The 21,801-nt window shown below is 69.1% G+C and carries 22 protein-coding genes; 6 read left to right on the top strand and 16 right to left on the bottom strand.

The window, feature by feature from the left end; translation table 11 throughout:
- From AC07O8_RS20935 to AC07O8_RS20910, 6 genes are all read right to left on the bottom strand, one after another.
- A partial coding sequence (locus AC07O8_RS20935; RefSeq protein WP_495049848.1) for a type IV pilus assembly protein FimV occupies positions 1-594 on the bottom strand: 594 nt, incomplete at its 3' end.
- A gap of 317 nt (positions 595-911) precedes the next feature.
- Complete coding sequence (gene asd / locus AC07O8_RS20930; protein WP_495049847.1) at positions 912-2,042, bottom strand: aspartate-semialdehyde dehydrogenase; 1,131 nt, start codon at positions 2,040-2,042, stop codon at positions 912-914.
- Positions 2,043-2,174: 132 nt separating this feature from the next.
- The gene (leuB, locus tag AC07O8_RS20925; RefSeq protein WP_495049846.1) at positions 2,175-3,308 is read right to left on the bottom strand and encodes a 3-isopropylmalate dehydrogenase; all 1,134 of its coding nucleotides are present in this window, start codon (positions 3,306-3,308) and stop codon (positions 2,175-2,177) included.
- Positions 3,309-3,315: 7 nt separating this feature from the next.
- Positions 3,316-3,966, bottom strand: coding sequence for a 3-isopropylmalate dehydratase small subunit (leuD, locus tag AC07O8_RS20920; RefSeq protein WP_088407364.1), 651 nt, complete (start codon positions 3,964-3,966; stop codon positions 3,316-3,318).
- A 128-nt stretch (positions 3,967-4,094) separates the two neighbouring features.
- Positions 4,095-5,540, bottom strand: coding sequence for a 3-isopropylmalate dehydratase large subunit (gene leuC, locus AC07O8_RS20915; protein ID WP_495049845.1), 1,446 nt, complete (start codon positions 5,538-5,540; stop codon positions 4,095-4,097).
- Positions 5,541-5,598: 58 nt separating this feature from the next.
- The gene (locus tag AC07O8_RS20910) at positions 5,599-6,564 is read right to left on the bottom strand and encodes a LysR family transcriptional regulator (RefSeq protein ID WP_495049844.1); all 966 of its coding nucleotides are present in this window, start codon (positions 6,562-6,564) and stop codon (positions 5,599-5,601) included.
- Between the two features lie 225 nt (positions 6,565-6,789).
- Here AC07O8_RS20910 and AC07O8_RS20905 point away from each other — a divergent pair, with 225 nt between their 5' ends.
- Positions 6,790-7,941 (top strand): lytic polysaccharide monooxygenase, encoded by a 1,152-nt coding sequence (locus AC07O8_RS20905; protein WP_495049843.1) that lies wholly within the window; start codon positions 6,790-6,792, stop codon positions 7,939-7,941.
- Positions 7,942-8,123: 182 nt separating this feature from the next.
- Here the strand turns inward: AC07O8_RS20905 and AC07O8_RS20900 are convergent, their stop codons facing one another.
- Both AC07O8_RS20900 and AC07O8_RS20895 read right to left on the bottom strand, forming a co-directional pair.
- Complete coding sequence (locus tag AC07O8_RS20900) at positions 8,124-9,851, bottom strand: NAD(P)/FAD-dependent oxidoreductase (protein ID WP_495049842.1); 1,728 nt, start codon at positions 9,849-9,851, stop codon at positions 8,124-8,126.
- Between the two features lie 118 nt (positions 9,852-9,969).
- Positions 9,970-10,134, bottom strand: a complete 165-nt coding sequence (locus AC07O8_RS20895) for a hypothetical protein (RefSeq protein WP_297530647.1) — start codon at positions 10,132-10,134, stop codon at positions 9,970-9,972.
- A 286-nt stretch (positions 10,135-10,420) separates the two neighbouring features.
- On the opposite strand from AC07O8_RS20895, the gene AC07O8_RS20890 reads away from it, so the two are divergent.
- A complete protein-coding gene (locus tag AC07O8_RS20890) occupies positions 10,421-12,157 on the top strand; it encodes a vWA domain-containing protein (protein WP_495049841.1) in 1,737 nt (578 codons plus the stop codon).
- A gap of 3 nt (positions 12,158-12,160) precedes the next feature.
- Here AC07O8_RS20890 and AC07O8_RS20885 read toward each other — a convergent pair whose 3' ends face one another.
- The gene (locus AC07O8_RS20885) at positions 12,161-12,379 is read right to left on the bottom strand and encodes a hypothetical protein (protein ID WP_495049840.1); all 219 of its coding nucleotides are present in this window, start codon (positions 12,377-12,379) and stop codon (positions 12,161-12,163) included.
- A 319-nt stretch (positions 12,380-12,698) separates the two neighbouring features.
- On the opposite strand from AC07O8_RS20885, the gene AC07O8_RS20880 reads away from it, so the two are divergent.
- Positions 12,699-13,139, top strand: coding sequence for a hypothetical protein (locus AC07O8_RS20880; protein WP_414710407.1), 441 nt, complete (start codon positions 12,699-12,701; stop codon positions 13,137-13,139).
- Between the two features lie 466 nt (positions 13,140-13,605).
- Positions 13,606-13,848, top strand: coding sequence for a hypothetical protein (locus tag AC07O8_RS20875; RefSeq protein WP_495049839.1), 243 nt, complete (start codon positions 13,606-13,608; stop codon positions 13,846-13,848).
- 28 nt (positions 13,849-13,876) lie between these two features.
- On the opposite strand, the gene AC07O8_RS20870 is transcribed toward AC07O8_RS20875, so the two are convergent.
- The 4 genes from AC07O8_RS20870 to AC07O8_RS20855 form a co-directional block, all read right to left on the bottom strand.
- Positions 13,877-14,419: a GAF domain-containing protein gene (locus tag AC07O8_RS20870; RefSeq protein WP_495049838.1), complete on the bottom strand. Its 543-nt coding sequence runs from the start codon at positions 14,417-14,419 to the stop codon at positions 13,877-13,879.
- A gap of 114 nt (positions 14,420-14,533) precedes the next feature.
- Positions 14,534-15,811, bottom strand: a complete 1,278-nt coding sequence (locus tag AC07O8_RS20865) for a class I SAM-dependent methyltransferase (protein ID WP_495049837.1) — start codon at positions 15,809-15,811, stop codon at positions 14,534-14,536.
- Between the two features lie 13 nt (positions 15,812-15,824).
- Positions 15,825-16,766, bottom strand: a complete 942-nt coding sequence (locus tag AC07O8_RS20860) for a DUF1365 domain-containing protein (RefSeq protein ID WP_495049836.1) — start codon at positions 16,764-16,766, stop codon at positions 15,825-15,827.
- On the bottom strand, positions 16,763-18,148 hold the full coding sequence (locus AC07O8_RS20855; RefSeq protein ID WP_495049835.1) for an NAD(P)/FAD-dependent oxidoreductase: 1,386 nt from the start codon (positions 18,146-18,148) through the stop codon (positions 16,763-16,765). Before AC07O8_RS20855 ends, AC07O8_RS20860 begins: the two co-directional genes overlap by 4 nt.
- 169 nt (positions 18,149-18,317) lie before the next feature.
- On the opposite strand from AC07O8_RS20855, the gene AC07O8_RS20850 reads away from it, so the two are divergent.
- On the top strand, positions 18,318-19,055 hold the full coding sequence (locus tag AC07O8_RS20850) for a sigma-70 family RNA polymerase sigma factor (RefSeq protein WP_495049834.1): 738 nt from the start codon (positions 18,318-18,320) through the stop codon (positions 19,053-19,055).
- The gene (locus tag AC07O8_RS20845) at positions 19,055-19,768 is read left to right on the top strand and encodes a ChrR family anti-sigma-E factor (protein ID WP_495049833.1); all 714 of its coding nucleotides are present in this window, start codon (positions 19,055-19,057) and stop codon (positions 19,766-19,768) included. Before AC07O8_RS20850 ends, AC07O8_RS20845 begins: the two co-directional genes overlap by 1 nt.
- Here the strand turns inward: AC07O8_RS20845 and AC07O8_RS20840 are convergent.
- From AC07O8_RS20840 to AC07O8_RS20830, 3 genes are read right to left on the bottom strand one after another with little or no spacing between them, the layout of a single operon-like run.
- Entirely contained in the window at positions 19,731-20,198 is a 468-nt protein-coding gene (locus AC07O8_RS20840; protein ID WP_495049832.1) for a DUF2177 family protein, read from the bottom strand. The genes AC07O8_RS20845 and AC07O8_RS20840 overlap by 38 nt on opposite strands.
- Before the next feature lie 13 nt (positions 20,199-20,211).
- Positions 20,212-20,979, bottom strand: a complete 768-nt coding sequence (locus AC07O8_RS20835; protein WP_495049831.1) for a DUF6134 family protein — start codon at positions 20,977-20,979, stop codon at positions 20,212-20,214.
- Positions 20,976-21,791 carry a DUF1295 domain-containing protein gene (locus AC07O8_RS20830; protein WP_495049830.1) on the bottom strand — a complete coding sequence of 272 codons (816 nt, stop codon included), beginning with the start codon at positions 21,789-21,791 and terminating at the stop codon, positions 20,976-20,978. The genes AC07O8_RS20835 and AC07O8_RS20830 overlap by 4 nt, the downstream gene beginning before the upstream one ends.
- Positions 21,792-21,801: the final 10 nt, after the last annotated feature.

Genomic DNA, 21,801 nt, shown 5'->3' with positions numbered 1-21,801 from the left:
CACCGGCGCGGCGGGCGCGGACGACACCGGGGCCTGCGTGCGGGCCACGGGCGGCGGCGCGACAACGGCCGGGGTGGACGCCGGCGCGGGGGCCGAGATCACCGGGGACGTGGTGGGCTCGCTCGAACGGGCGACGTTGGTGTTGCTCGGCGGATCGAACAGCAGCGTGAACTCGCGGGTCAGGCGGCCGCTGGACCAGTTCACTTCGAGGATGACGTCGACGAACGGTTCCTGGACAGCGCGGTCGCTGCTCAGGCGCAGGTAAGGCCGGCCGTCGGGACGGCGGGCCAGTTGCACCTGCGTGCTGGCCAGCACCGCGTTGTAGTCCAGACCGGAAGCCCGGTAGGACTCAGGCGGCGCGACGCGCAGCTTGAGCGAGCTGGCTTCCTCCGGTGTCAGGCTGCTGACGTCGATCTCCGCGCGCAGCGTTTCGCCGAGCGCGGATTGCACCGTCAGTTTCCCAAGCCCGAGGCCGTAAGCGGAACCCGCCGCCAGTCCCAACACAGTGACCGCGGCCACCTGGCTCAGCGCAAATCGCGCATATGCGCTCGCATGTTTTTTCAAGGCGTCCCCCAAAGCAACAAGGCGGCCCATCCAAAGGACCGCCTGTCTGACGTATTGTTGTTGTGCGACTGATGCGCCCGGGCAGGCTCCCAGCCATTCCCGCGGTAGAAAATCACAACGGTGGCAAGCATATACGCATCGTTGCTGAGGTAGCTCATGAATAACATCCATGAGCTAGCCTTGATTCACAGGTCGTTACGGGCTTGTCGCTAGAAGGCAACGCGCCCCGCTCCTGGCAATCCCTAATCACCATGAAAAAAAGCGGTGGCATCGCCACCGCTTTCAGCACGTCGGGCGCCGGCCGGCGTTTCAGCCACGACGGCCGGCCGGGGCCGTCGATGATCGGATCAGCGATCCAGCAGGATACGCAGCATCCGGCGCAGCGGTTCCGCCGCCCCCCACAGCAACTGGTCACCGACGGTGAACGCGCCGACGTACTCCGGCCCCATGGCCAGCTTGCGGATGCGTCCGACCTGGATGGTCATCGTGCCGGTGACGGCGACGGGGGTCAGGTCCTTGATCGTGGCCTCGCGGGTGTTGGGCACCACCTTCACCCACTCGTTGTCCGCGGCGATCATGGCCTCGATCTCGTCCAGCGGCACGTCCTTGCGCAGCTTGAGGGTCAGCGCCTGCGAGTGGCAGCGCATCGCGCCCACGCGCACGCAGAAGCCGTCGACCGGGATGGCGGCGGTGCCGAAGCCCTCGCCCTGGCCGAGGATCTTGTTCGTCTCGGCCATGCCCTTCCACTCTTCCTTGGAGGTGCCGTTGCCCAGATCCTTGTCGATCCACGGGATCAGCGATCCACCCAGCGGCACGCCGAAGTTGGCGATCTCATCGGCGGACAGCGCGCGCTGCTTGGCGATGACCTTGCGGTCGATCTCGAGGATGGCGCTCTTGGGGTCGTCCAGCAGCGCCTTCACTTCCGCATTCAGCGTGCCGTACTGGGTCAGCAGCTCGCGCATGTGCTGCGCGCCGCCGCCGGAGGCGGCCTGGTAGGTCTGCGTCGACATCCACTCGACCAGGCCGGCCTTGTACAGCGCGCCCACGCCCATCAACATGCAGCTGACGGTGCAGTTGCCGCCGATCCAGTCGCGGCCGCCCTTGGACAGCGCGTTCTTGATGACCGGCATGTTGACCGGGTCCAGCACGATCACGGCGTTGTCGGCCATGCGCAGCGAGGACGCGGCGTCGATCCAGTGGCCGTTCCAGCCCGCGGCGCGCAGCTTGGGATAGACCTCGCTGGTGTAGTCGCCGCCCTGGCAGGTGATGATGATCTCGCAGCGCTTGAGCTGCGCGATGTCGAAGGCGTTCTGCAGCGCCGTCTCGTTCTTCGCGAACGCCGGGGCGGTGCCGCCCGCGTTCGAGGTGCTGAAGAACAGCGGCTCGATCAGGTCGAAATCGCGCTCCTGCGCCATGCGGTCCATCAGCACCGAGCCGACCATGCCGCGCCATCCCACCAAACCAACCAATGTCGTCATTTGCGTACCTTCGTTCATTGAAAGGCCCGGCACTGCTGGCCGGGCATCGCCCAAACACCGTCACACCCCCTGGGAGCCTGCCCGGCTCGCTTCGCCGGGTGTGTGAGGTGGGGCGAGACGAACCGGAGCGGACTAGCTCTTGATGGTTTTGGTCGTGGTCGCAATGGTCGAAGCGGTCGTGGTCACGCCTTTGCCCGAGGCAATGGCGGCGACGACGGCATCACCCATCTCGCGGGTGCTCACCTTCTGGGTGCCCTCGCTCCAGATGTCCGCGGTACGCAGACCCTGGGCCAGCACGGACTGAACCGCCGACTCGATGCGAGCGGCGGCTTCGGGCTGGTTGAGGGAGAACTTGAGCATCATGGCAACGGAAAGGATTGTAGCCAGCGGATTGGCGATTCCCTTGCCCGCGATGTCCGGCGCGCTGCCATGGCTCGGTTCGTAGAGCCCCTTGTTGTTCTTGTCCAACGAGGCGCTGGGCAGCATGCCGATGGAGCCGGTCAGCATCGCGGCCTCGTCCGACAGGATGTCGCCGAACATGTTGCCGGTGACGACGACGTCGAACTTCTTGGGCGCCTTGACCAGTTGCATCGCGGCGTTGTCGACGTACATGTGGTCGAGCTCGACGTCCGGATAGTCCTTGTGGACCTCGGTGACGACGTCCTTCCAGAACTGGAAGGTCTCCAGCACGTTGGCCTTGTCGACCGAGGTCACCTTCTTGGAGCGCTTGCGCGCGGCCTGGAAGGCGACGTGGGCGATGCGCTCGATCTCGGGGCGCGAGTAGCGCATCGTGTCGAAGGCTTCCTCGCTGCCCGGGAAGTGGCCGTCGACGGCAGTGCGGCGGCCGCGCGGCTGGCCGAAGTAGATGTCGCCGGTGAGCTCGCGGATGATGAGGATGTCCAGGCCGGCGACCAGCTCGGGCTTGAGGCTCGACGCGTGGGTCAGCTGCTCGTAGCAGATCGCGGGACGGAAGTTGGCGAACAGGCCGAGCGCCTTGCGCAGTCCGAGGATGGCCTGCTCGGGGCGCAGCGCGCGCTCCAGCTTGTCGTACTTCCAGTCGCCGACGGCGCCGAACAGCACCGCGTCCGCGTCCTGCGCGAGCTTGAGCGTCGCCTCGGGCAACGGATGGCCGGAGGCCTCGTAGGCGGCCCCTCCGACGGGCGCGGTCTCGAGCTCGAACGGGAGCTCGAGCACGTTCAGGACCTTGACGGCCTCCGCGACGATTTCGGTGCCGATGCCATCACCGGGCAGGACTGCGATCTTCATAGGGTCCTCAGCGAGTAATTCGATTATTCAGCCACGGCTTGGTGGCGATGCGTTCGGCTTCGAAAGCCTTGATCTTGTCGGCGTGGCGCAGCGTCAGCGCGATGTCGTCGAAGCCGTTGAGCAGGCAGTACTTGCGGAACGGCTGCACGTCGAAGGGCAGCTCCTCACCGTCGGCCTTGACGACGACCTGGCGCTCCAGGTCCACCGTCAACTGGTAGCCCGGGAAGGCGAAGACCTCGTCGAACAGGCGCGCGACCTGGCTCTCCGGCAACACGATCGGCAGCACGCCGTTCTTGAAGGTGTTGTTGAAGAAGATGTCGGCGAAGCTCGGCGCGATCAGCGCGCGGAAGCCGTACTGCTGCAGCGCCCAGGGCGCGTGCTCGCGGCTGGAACCGCAGCCGAAGTTGCTGCGCGCGATCAGCACCGAGGCGCCCTGATAACGCGGCTGGTTCAGCACGAAGTCCGGATTCGGCTTGCGGCTGGCCGGATCCTGGCCGGGCTCGCCATGATCGAGGTAGCGCCACTCGTCGAAGAGATTCGGGCCGAAGCCGCTGCGCTTGATCGACTTCAGGAATTGCTTGGGGATGATCGCGTCGGTGTCGACGTTCTCGCGATCCATCGGGGCCACGAGGCCCTTGTGCACGGTGAACTTGTCCATCACTCGTTCCTTCTCATTTCTGGATGCTCAACGCTGGCCGCATTGACCAAGCGGGCACCGACGACCTGCTTTGCCGGGCGGCCGGTGACGCCCCCTTGAGGGGGCGCGCGAAGCGCGTCGGGGGTGGCTCATGTCACTCGACGCACGTCGACGAAGTGGCCTTCCATCGCGGCGGCGGCGGCCATCGCGGGGCTCACCAGGTGGGTGCGGCCGCCGGCGCCCTGCCGGCCTTCGAAGTTGCGGTTGCTGGTGGAGGCGCAGCGCTCGCCCGGTTCCAGCCGGTCGGCGTTCATCGCCAGGCACATGGAGCAGCCCGGCTCGCGCCACTCGAAACCGGCGGCCTTGAAGATCTGGTCGAGTCCTTCGGCCTCGGCCTGCGCCTTCACCAGGCCCGAGCCCGGCACCACCATCGCCAGCTTCACGTTGCCCGCGACGCGACCGCCCAGGCGCTTCACGACGGCCGCGGCCTCGCGCATGTCCTCGATGCGGCTGTTGGTGCAGCTGCCGATGAAGACCTTGTCGATGCGGATGTCGTTGATCGCCTTGTTGGGCTCCAGCGCCATGTACTGCAGCGCGCGCTCGATGGCGCCGCGCTTGACGGCGTCCTTCTCCTTGTCGGGATCGGGCACGCGGTCGTCGATGGACAGGACCATCTCGGGCGAGGTGCCCCAGGTGACCTGCGGACGGATCTGCGCGGCGTCGAGCTCGACGACCGCGTCGAACTTCGCGCCGGCGTCCGTGTGCAGCGTGCGCCAGTACTGGACGGCCTGGTCCCATTCGACGCCGGTCGGCGTGAACGGACGGCCCTTGACGTACTGCAGCGTCGTCTCGTCGACGGCGATCAGGCCGGCGCGCGCGCCCGCCTCGATCGCCATGTTGCAGACGGTCATGCGGCCTTCCATCGACAGCGCGCGGATGGCGCTGCCGGCGAACTCGATCGTGTAGCCGGTGCCGCCGGCCGTGCCGATGCGGCCGATGATCGCCAGCACGATGTCCTTGGCGCCGACGCCGGGCATGACCTGACCCTCGACCTTGATCAGCAGGTTCTTCGCCTTCCTGGCCAGCAGCGTCTGCGTGGCCAGCACATGCTCGACCTCGGACGTGCCGATGCCGTGGGCCAGCGCGCCGAAGGCGCCGTGCGTGGACGTGTGGCTGTCGCCGCAGACGACCGTCATGCCGGGCAGCGTGGCGCCCTGCTCCGGTCCGATCACATGGACGATGCCCTGGCGCTTGTCGTTCATCTTGAACTGCGTGATGCCGAAGCGGTCGCAGTTCTTGTCCAGCGTGTCGACCTGCAGGCGCGACACCGGATCGGCGATGCCCTGGCTGCGGTCGGTCGTGGGCACGTTGTGGTCGCTGACGGCCAGGTTGGCCGACAGGCGCCAGACCTTGCGGCCGGCCAGGTCCAGGCCTTCGAAGGCCTGCGGACTGGTGACCTCGTGGACGAGGTGGCGGTCGATATAGAGGACGGACGTGCCGTCTTCCTCGGTGTGCACCACGTGCTCGTCCCAGAGCTTGTCGTAGAGGGTGCGCGGCGCACCGGCGTGGGCGGCGTTGGAGACGTTGGCGGTCATGGGAGGGCTCTCCATCACTTCAGGGAAAAGCGGCTCGATCGGCTGCGGACGGGACGGCTCACCGCGAGCCGGCCTTCGAAACGGGAATGGCCGGGGCCGGGGTCGCCCCCGCGGCGGCGGCCTCCTTGGCGGCTTCCTTGGCGGCCGGACACAGCGCGTCGACGAAGCGCTGGACGACAGTCGGCAGGCGCTCCTGGCGAGCCACCCCCAGAACATAGTCGCGCTGGGCCCAGGCTTCATCCAGGGTCAGGCGCTTGACGTCGAAGACCTGCGCGAAACGGCGCGACGGCGCGTCGGGCAGCACCGCGACCCCCAGGCCGGCCTCGACCAGCTGCGCGATCGCGTCGAAGCCGCGCACCTGCAGCCGCGCCTTGAGCGTGCGGCCGCGGGTCATGGCCTCCTGCATCATCAATTCCTGCGCCGCAGCGCCGCCGTGCAGACCGACGAGGTCATGGTCCAGCAGGTCGTCGAAGCTGACGGACTCGCGCCCGGCGAGTTCGTGGCCGGCCGGCACCAGCACGGCGAGGCGACCGGTGCGGTAGGACCAGGTCTGCAACCGGTTGTCGAGCAGCGGCGTCGTGAAGACGCCGACATCGGCGCGACCTTCCGCGACGGCGGCCTGCACCTCGGCGCTGGTCTGGTCCTCGAGGCTGATGCGGATCTGCGGATGGGCCTGCGAGAACGCGGCCAGGTCGGGCGGCAGCGCTTCCGCGATCGCGCCGGCGTTGGCGGCGATGCGCAGGTGTCCCTTGATGCCGCGGGCGAACTCGACGACCTCGCTCTCGAGCGCATGCAGCGAGGCATGCAGCGATCGGATGTGGCGGACCAGCGCGCGGCAGGCCTCGGTGGGCTCGACGCCGCGGGCGCGACGCTCGAACAGCTGCACCCCCAGGCGCGTCTCCAGGTCCGAGATCCGCTTGCTGGCCGCAGCCAGCGCCAGGTGCTCGCGCTCGGCCCCGCGGGTGATGGATCGAGTCTGTTCGATCGCCAGCACGAGGTTCAAGGTGGTGAGGTCGAGGCGCATGGTACGGCGGCAGCTGGGTTGAACTGTAGCCTTCGCTCAGAGAGCAAGACTGCGGCCGTTCATGATAATCCCTTCGCCTGAAACGAAAGCTGGAAAATCTTCAGCGACGGCCGTTACGCTTATCTGGCTTGTTTTGGTATTTATCAGGTCCTATGGTGGTACTTCTTTGGTGCGATGTCGGGCCCATCGCACTGAAGCGTTCACCCAACACTTCAGGAGACTTGAATGAATGTCCGAGCCCGATCCGCCGGTGCAGCCGCGCTGGCCACACTCTCGACCGCCCTGACCGCCGCGCTGACACCCAGCGCTGTGTTCGCCCACGGCGCGCCGGAGTTCCCGATTTCGCGCCAATACAACTGCTACAAGAACCCATCGCTGCCGGCCTGCCAGGCCGCGATCGCGTTCGGCGGGGAGCAGGCGATCTACGACTGGAACGGCGTCAACCAGGCCGCCGCCAACGGCAACCACAAGGCGGTGGTGCCCGACCTCAAGATCTGCGCCGGCGGGCAGGAGAAGTTCAAGGGCTTCGACCTGGCGCGCGCCGACTGGCCGAGCACGGCCTACTCGCCGGGGGCTGACGGCAAGTACGAGTACCGCTACAACGCCACCGCACCGCACAGCTCGTTGAACTGGACCTTCTTCATGACGCGCGACGGCTGGAATCCGACCACCTCGCCGCTGCGCTGGTCGGATCTGGAACAGGTGCAGCAACTTGGCCCGGACCAGATCGTCACGGTGGGCAAGACCTACACGATGAAGCTGAGCCTGCCGCGCCGCACCGGCAAGCACGTGCTGTTCTCGGCCTGGCAGCGGGCGGACAGTACCGAAGCCTTCTACGCCTGCTCGGACGTGGACTTCGGCGGCGGCACGACGCCGCCCGGCACGCCGTCGGGACTGAAGCAGATCGGCCAGGTCTCGGCGGTCCAGGACCTGCCGTCGGGCAGCCAGGTGAAGCTGCGCGTGTTCAATGGCGCGGGCAATGACCTGGAGACGATCTCGGTCGCGCTGACCACGGCGGCGACCAAGGCCGTGTGGTTGGGCCAGATCGCGACCAAGGTCAACCAGACTTCAGGCTACCTGAAGGTCGGCACCCTGCAAGGTGGCAGCGTGGTCGTGCCGGGCGGCGCGACGGTGATGGACGTCTATCTGCAGAACGCCAGTTCGGGCGCCAGCTACGCGCTGGACGTGATCCTGCCGACGACACCCCCGACCAACCCGCCAGGCGGCGCGCCGGCATGGGCGGAAGGGTCGAGCTACACCGCGGGGCAGATCGTGAGCTATCAGGGCAAGCAGTACCGCTGCCTGCAGGCGCACACGGCCTGGGCCGGCGCAGGCTGGAATCCAGCGTCGTCGCCGACACTCTGGCAGGCGGTCTGACTTTCCAGGACTGAGCGTCGGCAGAGGGTGCCGGGGGCACCGTGTCGTCAATCGCGTCGCAGGCTCCGCATTCCTCCCCGGTGCCCCCGGCACCCTCTGCCGCGTTGCAGCATGGTGCGCGTGGGGTGTCGTGGGTGGGGGGGGCGCACTGCGGCGCGGCAGGGCGTGAGAAGGCGTCGGGCTCAGTCCTGGATGCGCAGGAGGCTGCGGCCCACCGCCTCGGCCACCTCGATGCCGTCGACCCCGGCGGACATGATGCCGCCCGCGTAGCCGGCGCCCTCGCCGGCCGGATACAGGCCGCGGACGTTCAGGCTCTGGTAGTCCTTGCCGCGCGTGATGCGCAGCGGCGAGGACGTCCGCGTCTCGACACCCGTCAGCACCGCATCGTTCATGGCGAAGCCGCGGATCTGACGCTCGAAGGCCGGCAACGCCTCGCGGATCGCATCGAGCGCGTATTTCGGCAGGCTGCCCATGCCCTTCTGCTGCAGGTCGGTCATCGTGACGCCGGGCTTGTAGCTCGGCTCGACGCTGCCGAGCGCCGTGCTGCGCTGGCGCTTGATGAAGTCGCCCACCAGCGCGGCCGGCGCCAGGTAGTTGCCTTCGCCGAGTTCATAGGCGCGCGATTCCCAGAAGCGCTGGAACGCGAAGCCGTCGAGCGGGTTGACGGCGCTGCCGTCCTTCTTGCCGTCCTGCCGGTAGTCCTCGGGCGTGATGCCGACGACGATGCCCGCATTCGCGTTGCGCTCGTTGCGGGAGTACTGGCTCATGCCGTTGGTGACGACGCGGTTCGGCTCCGACGTCGCCGCGACCACCGTGCCGCCGGGGCACATGCAGAAGCTGTAGACCGCGCGGCCGTTGCCCGCGTGATGGACCAGCTTGTAGTCCGCCGCGCCGAGGATCGGATGCCCCGCGTTCGGGCCGAAGCGGGCCTTGTCGATGATCGATTGCGGATGCTCGATGCGGTAGCCGATGGAGAAGGGCTTGGCCTCCATGTGGACGCCGCGCTCGTGGAGCATCGTGAAGGTGTCGCGCGCGCTGTGGCCGAGCGCGATGACGACGTGATCGGCGCGGAGCTGCTCGCCAGACGCGAGCGTCACGCCGCGCACATGCCGCTGGCCGTCGGCATCGGGCTCGATGAGCAGGTCGGTGACCTTCTGCTGGAAGCGGATCTCGCCGCCGAGGCTCTCGATCTCGGCGCGCATCTTGATGATCATGCTCACCAGGCGGAAGGTGCCGATGTGCGGCTTGCTGACGAAGAGGATCTCCTCCGGCGCGCCGGCCTTGACGAACTCGGTCAGGACCTTGCGCGTGAGGAAGCGCGGGTCGGAGATCTGGCTGTAGAGCTTGCCGTCGGAGAAGGTGCCGGCGCCGCCTTCGCCGAACTGGACGTTGGACTCGGGGTCCAGCACGCTTTCGCGCCACAGGCCCCAGGTGTCCTTGGTGCGTTCGCGGACCTGCTTGCCGCGTTCGAGCACGATGGGCCGCAGTCCCATCTGCGCCAGGATCAGCGCGGCGAAGAGGCCGCAGGGGCCGAAGCCGATGACGACGGGACGCGGGCGGCCGCCGTCATCACCGGGCGTGCCGTCGGAACCGACCGACGCGGCGTAGAAGTCGGCCGGCGCATGACCGGCGAACTGGTAGTCGGTGTCGGGCGAGGGCTTGATGTGCGTGTCGCCGGCGTGGCGCTGGAGCAGTGCGGCTTCGGCGGCGGCGTCGCCCCCTCCGTTGATTTCGCAGTCGACGGAATAGATCAGGACCATCGCGGTCTTCTTGCGGGCGTCGTAGCTGCGCTTGAAGACGGTGAAGGCGGTGAGCTGTGCGTCGGGGATGCCGAGCCGTTCGACCACGGCGGGGCGCAGCGCGTCCTCGGGGTGGTGGAGGGGCAGGCGGAGTTCGTTGATGCGGATCATGGCGATTGATCGGGCGTCGATGCGAGGGTCAGGGATTGCGCCTCGCTGAAAGCAAAACAGGCCCCGCCGGGAGGCATGGGCCTGTTGTCGGATCGATGGGGAGGGACTCCCCGCGATCTCAACCCGAGTGCGGACGCTTGCCCGGGTTCTTCTTCGAGCGGGTGTGCGAACCGCGCTCGAGGCTGCTCTTCTGACCGCGATGCGAAGTCACGGTCACGCCCTTGGGCGCGACGGGACGGGGTGCCGCCTTGCGATCGGCTTCGGTGATGATCTTGTTGCCCATGTTGGCTCCGGTAATGAACTGAGAAACACCCGCCCGAAGTCACAGACTCGCCGGCCTCGGACCCGAAGGGGCGACCGGTTGCCTGGAGCAGCGTCGGAAATACGGTGAAGGGCGGGAGTTTACACGCGCCGGAGGCCTCCCCGCTCTCCCCCTCCCCGGGGACGGCGGCCTGTCAACCATCCCCCCTCGCGCCCGTTGACCGTCGATCGGGTCGTCGCGACGATGATCCGCATCGGCCAGGACGGCGCCCGCAGCGCCGGTCGGCTGCACCACAGAGGGAGAAACCATGTCATTTCCGTCCCGCTCCGCGGTCGCGCAGGCCGTCCTGCTGACGGCCTCGATCGCCACGCTCCTCGGCTGTTCGACCATCCCTCGGCAGGCCGGCAACTCGCCCGTCGAGCAGCAGGCGCCCGCCGAGACCCGGTCGACCTCGCCCGTCGCCACCACGCCTGCGATGCCGGACCCGGTCTACCCCGCTCGCGTGCCGCCCACGCCCTCCCCGGCGGCGCCGGCCGCGGTCACGGACTACCGGGCGCGCGCGGCGGTCAGTGCCCCCGCCTATGCGCCTCAATGGACGCCGCCCCCGCCGGTCTCCACGGCCAAGTACACCGCCTTCTCCGACAACCCCTGGCAGCGCGCCACCGAGCAGCCGGTCTCCACCTTCAGCGCCAGCGTCGACACCGGCAGCTACGCCAACGTCCGCCGCTTCATCAACCGCGGCCAGCTGCCGCCGCAGGACGCGGTGCGCGTCGAGGAGCTGGTCAACTACTTCGGCTTCGACGCCCCCGGCCCCGAGGCCGGCGAGCGCGATCCGTTCAAGGTCCGCGCGCAGGTGCTGGCCTCGCCCTGGAACGCCGAGCGCGGCCTGATCCGCATCGCGATCAAGGGCAAGGACATCGCGAAGGCGAGCCTGCCGCCCGCGAACCTGGTGTTTCTGGTCGACGTGTCGGGGTCCATGGGTCCCGAGGACCGGCTGCCGCTGGTGAAGTCGGCGCTGAAGCTGCTGACCGCGCAGCTGCGTCCGGTGGACCGCGTGAGCGTCGTGACCTACGCCAGCGGCACGCGCGTCGCGCTGCCGCCGACGCCGGGCGACCGCAAGACGGCCATCAACGAGGCGATCGACCAGCTCCAGGCCGGCGGCGGCACCTACGGCGCAGGCGGGCTGAGGCTGGCCTACGCGCAGGCGCGCGAGTCCTTCATCCCGGAAGGCATCAACCGCGTGCTGCTGGCCACCGACGGCGACCTGAACATCGGCGAGACCAACCAGGAGGCGCTCAGGAAGATGATCGAGGGCGAGCGCAAGAGCGGCGTCACGCTGACGGCGCTGGGCGTGGGCCAGTCCAATTTCAACGAAGCGCTGATGAAGAAGCTGGCCGATACCGGCAACGGCAGCTACCACTACCTGGACTCGCTGCAGGAAGCGCACAAGGTGCTGGTCAACGAGATGACCTCGACGCTGGCCACCATCGCGCAGGACCTCAAGCTTCAGGTCGAGTTCAACCCGGCGGCGGTGCAGGAGTACCGGCTGATCGGCTACGAGCTGCATGCGCTCAAGCGCGAGGACTTCAACAACGACAAGGTCGACGCGGGCGACATCGGCGCCGGCCATCAGGTCACAGCGCTGTACGAGTTCGTGCCCGCAGGCGCGAAGGGCAATGTCGATCCCCTGCGCTACGGCGATGAGGACAAGGCGGCGAAGCAAGACACGCGCGCCGGCAGGAATGGCGAGCTGGCGTGGATCAAGCTGCGCTACAAGCCGCCCGGCCAGGAGGCGAGCCAACTGGTGGAGCTGCCGGTCGTGAAGCCCGCGACGATGCCGGCGCTCGCCGCGCAGGACGCCGACACGCGTTTCGCGGTGGCGGTGGCCGCCTGGGGCCAGTGGTTGCGGGGCAGCACACTGATCGGCGACTACGGCCCGGATCAGTTCGTGCCGCTGGCCCGCGGCGCGCGCGGCGAGGACCGGTACGGCCACCGCGCGGAGTTCGCCAGACTGGCCGAGCTGTCGGCCAGCCTGAAGCGCTGACGCTTACTCGACCGCGTGACCGCCGGCGTCCAGCGCCGGCGGGCGCAGCAGGTCCACGTCCACGCCCATCGCCTCGCTGGCGCGCTCCACGGCCTGCCAGAGCTCGGCCGGCATCTGCAGGATCTCCTCCGGCGAGCTGGCTCTCGCGATCCACGCATCGATCTCCTGGTGCTGCGCCACCGTGATCAGGTCCAGGTTCAACATCTCGTCGATCGTCTTCACTGCACTTCCTTCTTTTGGGGTCGACGGCAGGCATCGACGCCTGCCCCTGGCGGAGATTGCCATGGCAGTGGTCTACCGTTGCGCGACACCGACCGGTGAATAGTATGCGGGACGATCCGTTCCGAATCACACCGTGTCCGTCACCCGGATGGCCGTCCTTCCTACAGCGTTCACCGCACCCGTCGCCTAAGGTCGTGGGATGAAGCCGACCGCCCCTTCCCCCGACAGCAAGCCGATCTCCTCCGACGAAGACACCGTCCCGCTGCTCCTGCGCGGCTTCTCCGTGGTGCATGGCGCGTTGGCGTTGCTCTTCACCGCCATGGCGCTGCTGCTCCTGGCCATCGCGGCGAAGGAGGCCTGGATGGCGCTCCACCTCGACTGGAACGACGAGGCCGCGCAACTGGTCATCGAGGCCATGGGCGTGCTTGCCGCCGCGGTGGTCGCGCTGCAGATCGCCCAGACGATCACCGAAGAGGAAGTCATCCGCACCGCCCACATCAGCGCCCCCACGCGCGTGCGGCGCTTCCTGTCCCGGTTCATGGTGGTCATCGTCGTCGCGCTCGCCATCGAGGCGCTGGTGGCCACCTTCCGCGCCGCGCATTCGGATTCGACCTTGCTGCTGCATGCCGCGGCGATGGTCTTCGCGGTCGGTGCGCTGCTCACCGGCTGGGGACTGTTCATCCACCTGAACCGCTCCGCCGAGGAGCTCGAGCCCGAGGCCATGCAGGAGGCGAAGGGCGAGGATCACAAGCTCCAATGACCGTCCCCCTTGTGCGCACGGCCTTCAAGCCTCGCCACTGACGCCATCGGCGCGCCCTCCTGCATCCAAGCCAGCGTCCCCACTGATCCGAGGCATCGAACGTCCGACTTGCACTGAAGTCGGTCATGGCGCGAAGCGCCCGCATTCGCGACGATAGGTCCCAGGTGTTCGAAGCACCTGAAAGGAAGCGGCGGGCCGCCCCGACAGAGCGGCCACTTCGCCCCAATTCCGCGTGTTCATGGGGCGAGATGGGCCTCTCCGCGAGGACGGCCACACGGCGCTTCCCACGTGTTTCGACATCTCGCCCACCCGATCGCGCGGATCAACCTGTCCTTCCCCGGGGAAGCTTTGCGCCAGCCTTGGGAAAGACACCCTGACCTGACCGACCGATGCTGAACATCCACCCCCTTCTCTCCCTGACGACCGTCGGCTCGCCGGCTCATGAAGCACCGCATCGAGGGGCATCATGCTGAACCGCAAGATCACGACGCGTGCCGCCTTCGACGGCCTCTGCGACCGCATCCACCTGCTGCAACAGCACGTGGAAGTGATGCGTCCCGACGACTCCGCCTCCCGGCAGGCCCACGACCATGCGGTGATCGTCCAGGTCCTCGAGGAACTCGACATCCTGCTGCGCGTCGTCGCCCTGGCCGGTTTCGAGGAACAGCTCTATCGCTGGGCGACGCCGCAGTCCGACCTCAAGTCCTGACCCCTGGACTCCGCCCCCCGATGACCGCTCAATCGTTCTCGAACGGCAGCGTGTCCAGGAAGTCCTGGGCCTCCACCTTGCGCGCCACCAGACGCGCGCAGCCTTTCAGGCGCGAGAGGTCCTCGAACCTCAGACCCGGATTCGGCTGGAGACTGAAGCAGCAGACCGTGCCGAAGATGCGGCCGTCCGACAGCACGACCGGCGCGCTCAGATGCGCGCCGATGGGCACCGGCGTCGGCGGCAGCTTCAGCTCCGCGGCCACCGCGCCGGCGTTGGTCATCAGCGCCGGGGCGCGGCCTTCGACGATGCGCTGGCAGTAGCTCTGCTCCAGCGGCGCGGAATCGCCGACCTGCACGTCGATCGCCGACGCGCCGTCGACGAAACGGAACACGCGCTCACCGTCCTGGAATTCCGAGACGAACACGACATCCATGCCGAGCTGCTGGCGCAGGCCCTTCAGCACGGCGGTGATCCGGGCGTCCAGGTCCGGGTCGAATCCGTCCGAGGTGGCGGCGAGCAGTTCGGAAATGGCGACGTCGAGGGAATGAGCAGTGAACGGACGGTCGTACATCGGGCGAAAGACGGCTGGAGCAGCGGTAGTGGCTGGAGGGAAGGAACATGCTACCGAAGCACAACCGAGCGCACCGGCAGTCGACGGAAAAGTTACAGCCTGTAGGAATTGGCCTCAGCCCGCCGGGGCCAAACGGTACAGGCCGACGTCGACCCGCCCGGAGCGGAACCCGGCCTCGCAGTAGCAGAGGTAGTACTCCCACAGCCGCTTGAACGGCAGGTCGAATCCCTGCGCCTCGATGGCCGGCCACTCGGCCAGGAAACGCCGACGCCATTCAACCAGCGTGGCCGCGTAGCCGCGCCCGAAGCGCGCCTGCGTCGAGAAGCCGAGGCCCGCCTTGCGCGCCTCCTCGGCCATGCGCTCCGGCGTCGGCAGCATGCCGCCCGGGAAGATGCAGCGCTGGATGAAGTCCGGATTGGCGCGATAGCGCTCGAAGTGCTGCTCGTCGATCGTGATGGCCTGCAGCACGGCCAGGCCATCGGGCTTGAGCCGGTCCCGCAGTGTCGTGAAGTAGACCGGCCAGTAGGCCTGGCCCACGGCCTCGATCATCTCGATCGACACGATGCGGTCGAAGCGGCCCTCGACGTCGCGGTAGTCCTGCAGCCGCAGGTCGACCTGATCGGCCACGCCCCATTGTTCGGCGCGCGCCTGCGCGAAGCGCAGCTGCTCGGTCGACAGCGTGAGACCGACCACCTGCACGCCGCAGCGCTTCGCCAAGGTCGCCGCCAGCGTGCCCCAGCCGCAGCCGATCTCCAGCACCCGCTGGCCCGGGCGCAGGTCGAGCAGCTCGATGATGCGATCGAGCCGCCGCGCCTGTGCCTGCTCCAGGGAGCCGACATCGATCGAGCGGTTCGCGTCATCGGCGATCGCGCCCTTCTCCTCGCGCGGCTCGTCGTACATCGCGCTCGAATACAGCATGCTGTCGTCGAGCCACCGCTCGTAGAAGCGGTTGCCGAGGTCGTAGTGGGCGGAGATGTTGTGCCTGCTGCCGCGACGCGTGTTGGCGTTCGCGCGATGCAGCAGCCGGGAGATCCAGCGCGCCGGGCCGCGCGTCTCGGCCACCTTGCCCAGCGCGGCCTCGTTGGCGATGCCGAAGCACAGCAGCGCCGTCAGGTCGGGCGTGCGCCAGTCGCCGTCCCGGTAGGACAAGGCCAATCCCAGATCGCCCTGCAGCAGCAGCCGCAGCGCCGGCCGCCATCGATGCAGATGCAGCGCCGCGGCCGGACCGGGGTACGGGCCGACGGCCTCGACGCAGCGCCCGTCGGGCAGCGTCAGCGCCAGCCGGCCCGACTGGACGCGCGACAGCAGGCGCAGCAGCGTGTCATGGCGCGCGCCGAGCCGGTCGCCGCTCACGGTCGCGGGGGTGATCTCGAGGACCGCCGGAGCGGTCATGAACGAGCTCTCTTCATGCATGCAAGGTCGCCTCGGAGGGATCGGCCGGTGGGGCCGTGTGGGCTGGTTCAGGTCGGATCGGATCAGGTCGCGGGGGTCCGCCGGCAGGGACGATGGTCATCGGGCGATCCGGCGCGGCGGGCCGCTCATGCAGTCGAGCGCCTTTGAGCCACAGCCGCAGTGCCTCCCAATGAATGCCGACCACCACTTTGAGCGTCAGCAACGGATGCGTCACGAGCAGCCGCAGCAGCGCGCCGTCGCTCAGCGGCGCACGGGTCGCGTCGAGCCGCGCGTTGAGGACGACCGCACCGTCGCTGCTGCTGCTGCTGCTGCCGGTGCTGCCCTTGCCGTCGTGCCCGCCGCTCTCGTGCACGCTGACCCCGATCGAGAGCCGCTCGCGCGGCGGCTCGATCCTGAACCGGTAGGTCAAGGCCATGCCGAGGAACGGCGAGACATACAGCTGCTTGCCGCTGCGCTGTTCGACGATGGCGGCGGCGCGTTGCGCCTCGTCGACCTTGATCAGGTAGCTGTGCCGCTCGCCGAAGGTGTTGTTGACCTCGTAGACGATGGCGCGCAGCGTGCCGTCGGGCGCGTCGCAGAACCAGACGCTCAGCGGATTGAAGGCATAGCCGAGCAGGCGCGGCATCGCGAGCAGCCGGATCGCGCCGCCGATCGGCAGTCCGGCCAGCGCCAGATGCGCGTCGATGTGGGCGCGAAGACCGGGAACGTCCGTGGCCGTGCCGTCGCCGTGGTCGGCCGGCCGGAAGCTGAAGAGGTTGAAGCGCCCGACCGAGAACCAGCGCAGCCGCGCGTGCAGCGCGGGCAGCTCGTCGAGGTCGAGCAGCAGCGTGAACATCCGGTACTGCAACCGATGCCGCAGCGGCTTCAGCCGCTGATGCATCACCTGACCCCGGTAGATCGCGGAGTGCAGGTCCGCGTCCGGCCGCGCGCTCATGCGGACACCGTCCCCGGCAGGTGGATGCGCCCGGACTCGCCCGCGACGGTCCATGGCCGGCGCACGCCGCCCAGCGCCTCGGCCACCGCCAGTCCGGCTTGCAAGCCGTCCTCGTGGAAGCCCGAGCCGAAGTACGCGCCGCAGAACCAGGTGCGCTGCCGCCCCTGCAGCGACCAGAGCTCGCGCTGCGCGGCAATCGCGCCGGCGTCGAAGCGCGGATGCTCGTAGACATCGGTGCGGATGAGGTGCTCGGGGCGCGGCGCCACCGACGGGTTCAGCGACACGAACAGCGGCACCGCACTGCGTCCCTGCGGCAGATGCGGCTGCAGCCGGTTCATCCAGTAGGTCACCGTCGGCGGCAGCCGGATGGGATCGTCGCCCTGCCCCGCGAGGTAATTCCAACTCGACCACACGGCCCGGCGGCGCGGCATCAGCGTGGGATCGCGGTGCAGCACCGCGAGGTTGCGGGTGTAGGGGAAGGCGCCGAGCAGCCGCTGCTCCGCCGCCGTCGGTGCGGTCAGCATGCGCAGCGACTGGTCCGCGTGCGTGGCCAGCACCACCTGGTCGAATCTCGGTGTCCACGACCCGCGCCGCGTGCGCAGTCGCACGCCGTCGGGCTCGCGCGCGATGGCGATGACCGGCTCGTCGCGGTGGAGGCGGTCCTCGAAGCCGCGCACCAGGCGCCGCACGTACTCGCGGCTGCCGCCTTCGACGGTGCGCCAGACCGGGCGGTCCGTCAGTTTCAGCAGTCCGTGGTTCTCGCAGAAGCGCACGAACGCGGCCACCGGATAACGCCCGATGTCCGCCGCCGATGACGACCAGATCGCCGCGCCCATCGGGTACAGGTGGTCGTCGCGGAAGGCGCGGCCGTAGCCGCGCGCGTCGAGGTAGTCGTCGAGCGGCAGATCCCCGCAGGCGGCGGCGTCGCGGGGGGCCTCGCGGTAGAAGCGCATCAGGTCGCGCAGCATGCCCCAGAAGCGCGGACGGATCAGGTTGCCGCGTTGGGCGAACAGGCCGTTGAGGTCGGTGCCCGCGTATTCCAGCGCCCCGTCGTTCAGGCTCACGGCGAAGGACATGTCCGACGCCCGCGTCGGCACGTCCAGGTGGCGGAACAGCGCGCTCAGGTTGGGATAGGCGGGCTCGTTGTAGACGATGAAACCGGTGTCGACCGGCACCTGCAGCAGCCCGCAGGGCGCGTCGACCGTGTGGCTGTGGCCGCCGACGCGCCCGTCGGCCTCGAAGACCTGGACCTCGTGCCGCTGGGACAGCAGCCACGCGCAGGACAGTCCGGAGATGCCGGCGCCGACGACAGCCACCCGCAACCGGCGTCCTTCGTCGAGGAGCGGCATCGGCAGGCTGGGAGGGTTGTCGGGGCGGTCCATGGGCGCGTCCAATGTTTTTTTGTGGTTACGCGCTTCTACGCGCGGGTCCGCGTTTTGGATTCCTCCCCCGTGAAGGAACGCCCCGCCGCCCGGGCGAGGGTCGCCCGCATGGCGGGCATGCGCGGGACGAGCGATGATCCAGCACGCCGTTCGCCGCGTAAGAGCGCCCATGGGCACCCTGCGACGCGACGAAACCTCCTCGACCCCGGCCGTCCCGCCGGTGGCCGTGCCGGTGTCCGTCTCCTTGGACGTCGCGTCGACCGCCGTGTCGAGCGCCGTATCGACCGCCGCCCCCGCCCCGAAAGCCCGTCACTTGAAGATCGTCCCGATCGATCCCGACCGCAGCGCGCCGTCGTCCCCGACCGGGGACGACTGGCCGGCGCTGATGCGTCGCGTCGCGGACCAGCGGGATCGGGAGGCCTTCGGCCGGCTGTTCTCGCATTTCGCGCCGCGGGTGAAGAGCTACCTGATCCGCACCGGCAGCACCGACGGCGCCGCCGAGGACCTGGCGCAGGACGCGCTGGTGATGGTGTGGCGCAAGGCGGCGCTCTTCGATCCGGCGCAGGCGGCGGTGTCGACCTGGATCTTCACGATCGCGCGCCGGCTGCGCATCGACGCCGCGCGGCGCCATCAGCTGGACGGCGCCGGCGACGAGTGTTTCGAATTCGACCGCCTCGAGGCCGATCAGCCCGGCGTCGCCGAACATGCGGATGCGACGCGCCAGGCGCGCCGCGTGCGCGAGGCGCTGGACCGGCTCCCGCCCGAGCAGGCGCAGGTGCTGCGCCTGTCCTTCTACGACGACGAACCGCATGCCCGCATCGCGGCGGAGCTCGGCCTGCCGCTGGGCACCGTCAAGTCCCGGATCCGGCTGGCCGTCGCGCACCTGCGCCGGATGATCGATCTGTGATGTCCCGACTCCTGTTGCCCTTCCCGACCATGCTGCCGTCCACCGACATCCGCCATCACCCCGCCGACGAGCTGTTGCTGTCGCTCGCCAGCGGCGCGTTGCCGATCGGCCTGCGGCTGGTGACGGAGACCCACCTGGAGCTGTGCCCGGCCTGCCGGGAGCGCGTGGCGATGCTGCGCGCGCTCGGCGGCGCGGTGCTGGAGGAACAGCCGGAAGCCACCATGCGCGAGGACGCGCTGGCGCGGGCCTTCGATCGCGTCGACCGGCTTGAGCGGGCCGAGCGGGCCGACGGCACGCCCGCCCCGCGCAAGGTGCCGGCGCCGCCGCCGCTGCCGGCCGGCGCGGTCTGGCCGAAGGCCCTGGCGGGCTGCAGCGCGACGCGCTGGCGCTGGCTCGGCCCCGGCATGCGCTGGAGCCGCGTCACGGTGCCGGATGCGCCCGAGGCCAACGTCTTCCTGCTGCGCATCGGCGCCGGCAAGTACCTGCCGCAACACACGCACCGCGGCACCGAGCTGACGCAGATCATCTACGGCCGCTTCCACGACGGCCGGGCGCTGTTCGGGCCGGGGGACTTCGACCTCGCCGACGACGACGTCCACCATCAACCGGTGGTGCAGGACGGCAGCGAGTGCATCTGCGTGGCGGCCGTCGAAGGCCGCCTGCATTTCGACGGGCTCATCGCCCGATGGTTCGGGTCGCTCGTCGGCATGTGACGGCGGTGAGCGCCGAGGCGACCGCGGCGGACACGCCGCTAACGGTCGCGCCCCACACCAGGTCGATGACCGTGATGTGCCAAGGCCAGTCGCGCAGCGTCGCCTGGTTGGTGAAGTCGTAGGTCGCATAGGCGAGGAAGCCGAACAGCGCGCCGCGGCCCAGCGCGCCTGCGAACGGACGACTCGCCAAGGCCGGCGCCACCGCGAAGAACACCAGCCCGCCGACATAGAGCGGATAGAACACCGCCACGGCGCGCCAGTCGACGGCGGGCGCCATCAGGTGACCGATCGCGGGCCGGTACAGCGCGCTCGCGCTGAGGCTCAGCCAGACCGCGTCCAGCGCCAGAAAGACGAGGAGCGTCAGGCCGTAGGCCAGCGGCCAGCGCCAAGCCGGCGCGTGGGTGGGTATCGGGTCGTCGCGAAAGCTCATGGGGGTCTCCGGATCAAGGCAGGCGGTAGGTCAGCACGCGATCGCCCTTCACTTGCGCGTCGAGGCCGATCCAGCGGCCGTCCGCGCGATCGCGCCACAGGGTGAGCACCTGACGGGCGGGGGCCGGCTTGCCGGACGATGTCGATGTCGACGTGGCCGTCGACGTGATGCGCCACCGTGAGGCGTCGACGTCCCGACCGCCGACCGGAATCGTCGCATCGGGCAAGCGCTCGATGCGGACCTCGTCCGCCTCGCCGGTCTGCGGATTCAGCAGCCGCTGCTGTCGGATCAACGCCGGATGCCAATACGCGTAGCTCATGAGGCAGACCGACTCAGCCGCGGTGCCGTTCGCAGCGGCGCCGGTGGTGCCGGTGGTGCCAGTTGCGCCGGTCGCGGCGGTAGCCGTGGAAGCAGTCGGCGCAGCGAGTTCCCATCGACGATCGACCTGGACGGGCTTGCCGTCGTCGTCGGTGGTGCTGCGGATCTCCTGCAGGCAATCGCCCCGCCAGCGTTCACGCGCCTCGTGGCGGTAGCGGAAGACGGTGATGCCGAGCAGCTTCACATCGAACGCCGCGGTGCTCGTGACCACGCGGGCCTCCGCCGGTCCGTCGACGACGAAGCGATGCGAGCCGATCGGCTTGCCGTCCAGGCGCACGTCGAAGTTCCAGGTCTCGGCCCAGGCCGGCGCGGCGAGCCCGACACCGCAGAGGATCGAGGCGCCGACGAAGGTCGCGACGCGTGCGGCCACGACGCTCGATCCCGGCGACGAGGCCGTGGTCATCGCGCCGCTCCGCGCTTCGGCGGCCATGGAATGAAGGCGCTCGTGCGGGCGATGTAGTCGCGATACGCGGGGCGACGCTCGCCGATGTCCTGCTCCAGCAGCGTGACGCCGGAGACCTTCAACAGCAGGACCGTCATCAGCAGCGGCGACACCAGCAACCACGCCCCTGCCCATCCCCCGGCGGCGAGGCCCATCACGCCGAGGCCCCACCAGACGCAGGTCTCGCCGAAGTAGTTGGGGTGGCGCGAGTAGCGCCACAGGCCGCCGTCCATCACCTGGCCGCGGTTGGCGGGATCACGGCGGAAGCGCGCGAGCTGCGCGTCCGCGATCGTCTCGATCAGGAGGCCGCCCGCGGCGAGCGCGGCACCGAGGCCATCCCACACACTCCAAGGCGCCCTGTCCGGGGCGGTGGCCACCAGCATCGGCCAGCCGACGATCCACCCAAGCACCGCCTGAAGCAGGAACACGAGCCACAGGCTCTTGAGCGCGAAGTTCGGCTGATTGCGCGCACGGATCGCCTGATAGCGGCGGTCTTCGCCGTGGCCCCAGTTGCGGACCGTGACGTAGAGGCCGAGCCGCAGCGCCCAAGCGAGCGTGATCGCCAGCATGACGACCGCGCGCGCGTCGCCGCCGGTCTTCCACACGTAGAACGCGACAGGCACGGCGATGAAGGCCGACCAGACCCGGTCGGCGAGGCTCGCGTCGCGCAGCGGGATGCTCGCGAGCCAGGTCGGCACCGCGATCGCGGCGGCGATCAGCAGGCCCGTGATCGCCAGCGCCAGCATGGCGGGGAGCGTGTCGAGAAAGCTCATGGCGACGGCC

The organism is Roseateles sp. GW821-FHT09G09 (assembly GCF_059415965.1).
This window is presented reverse-complemented; position numbering and strand designations above follow the sequence as displayed.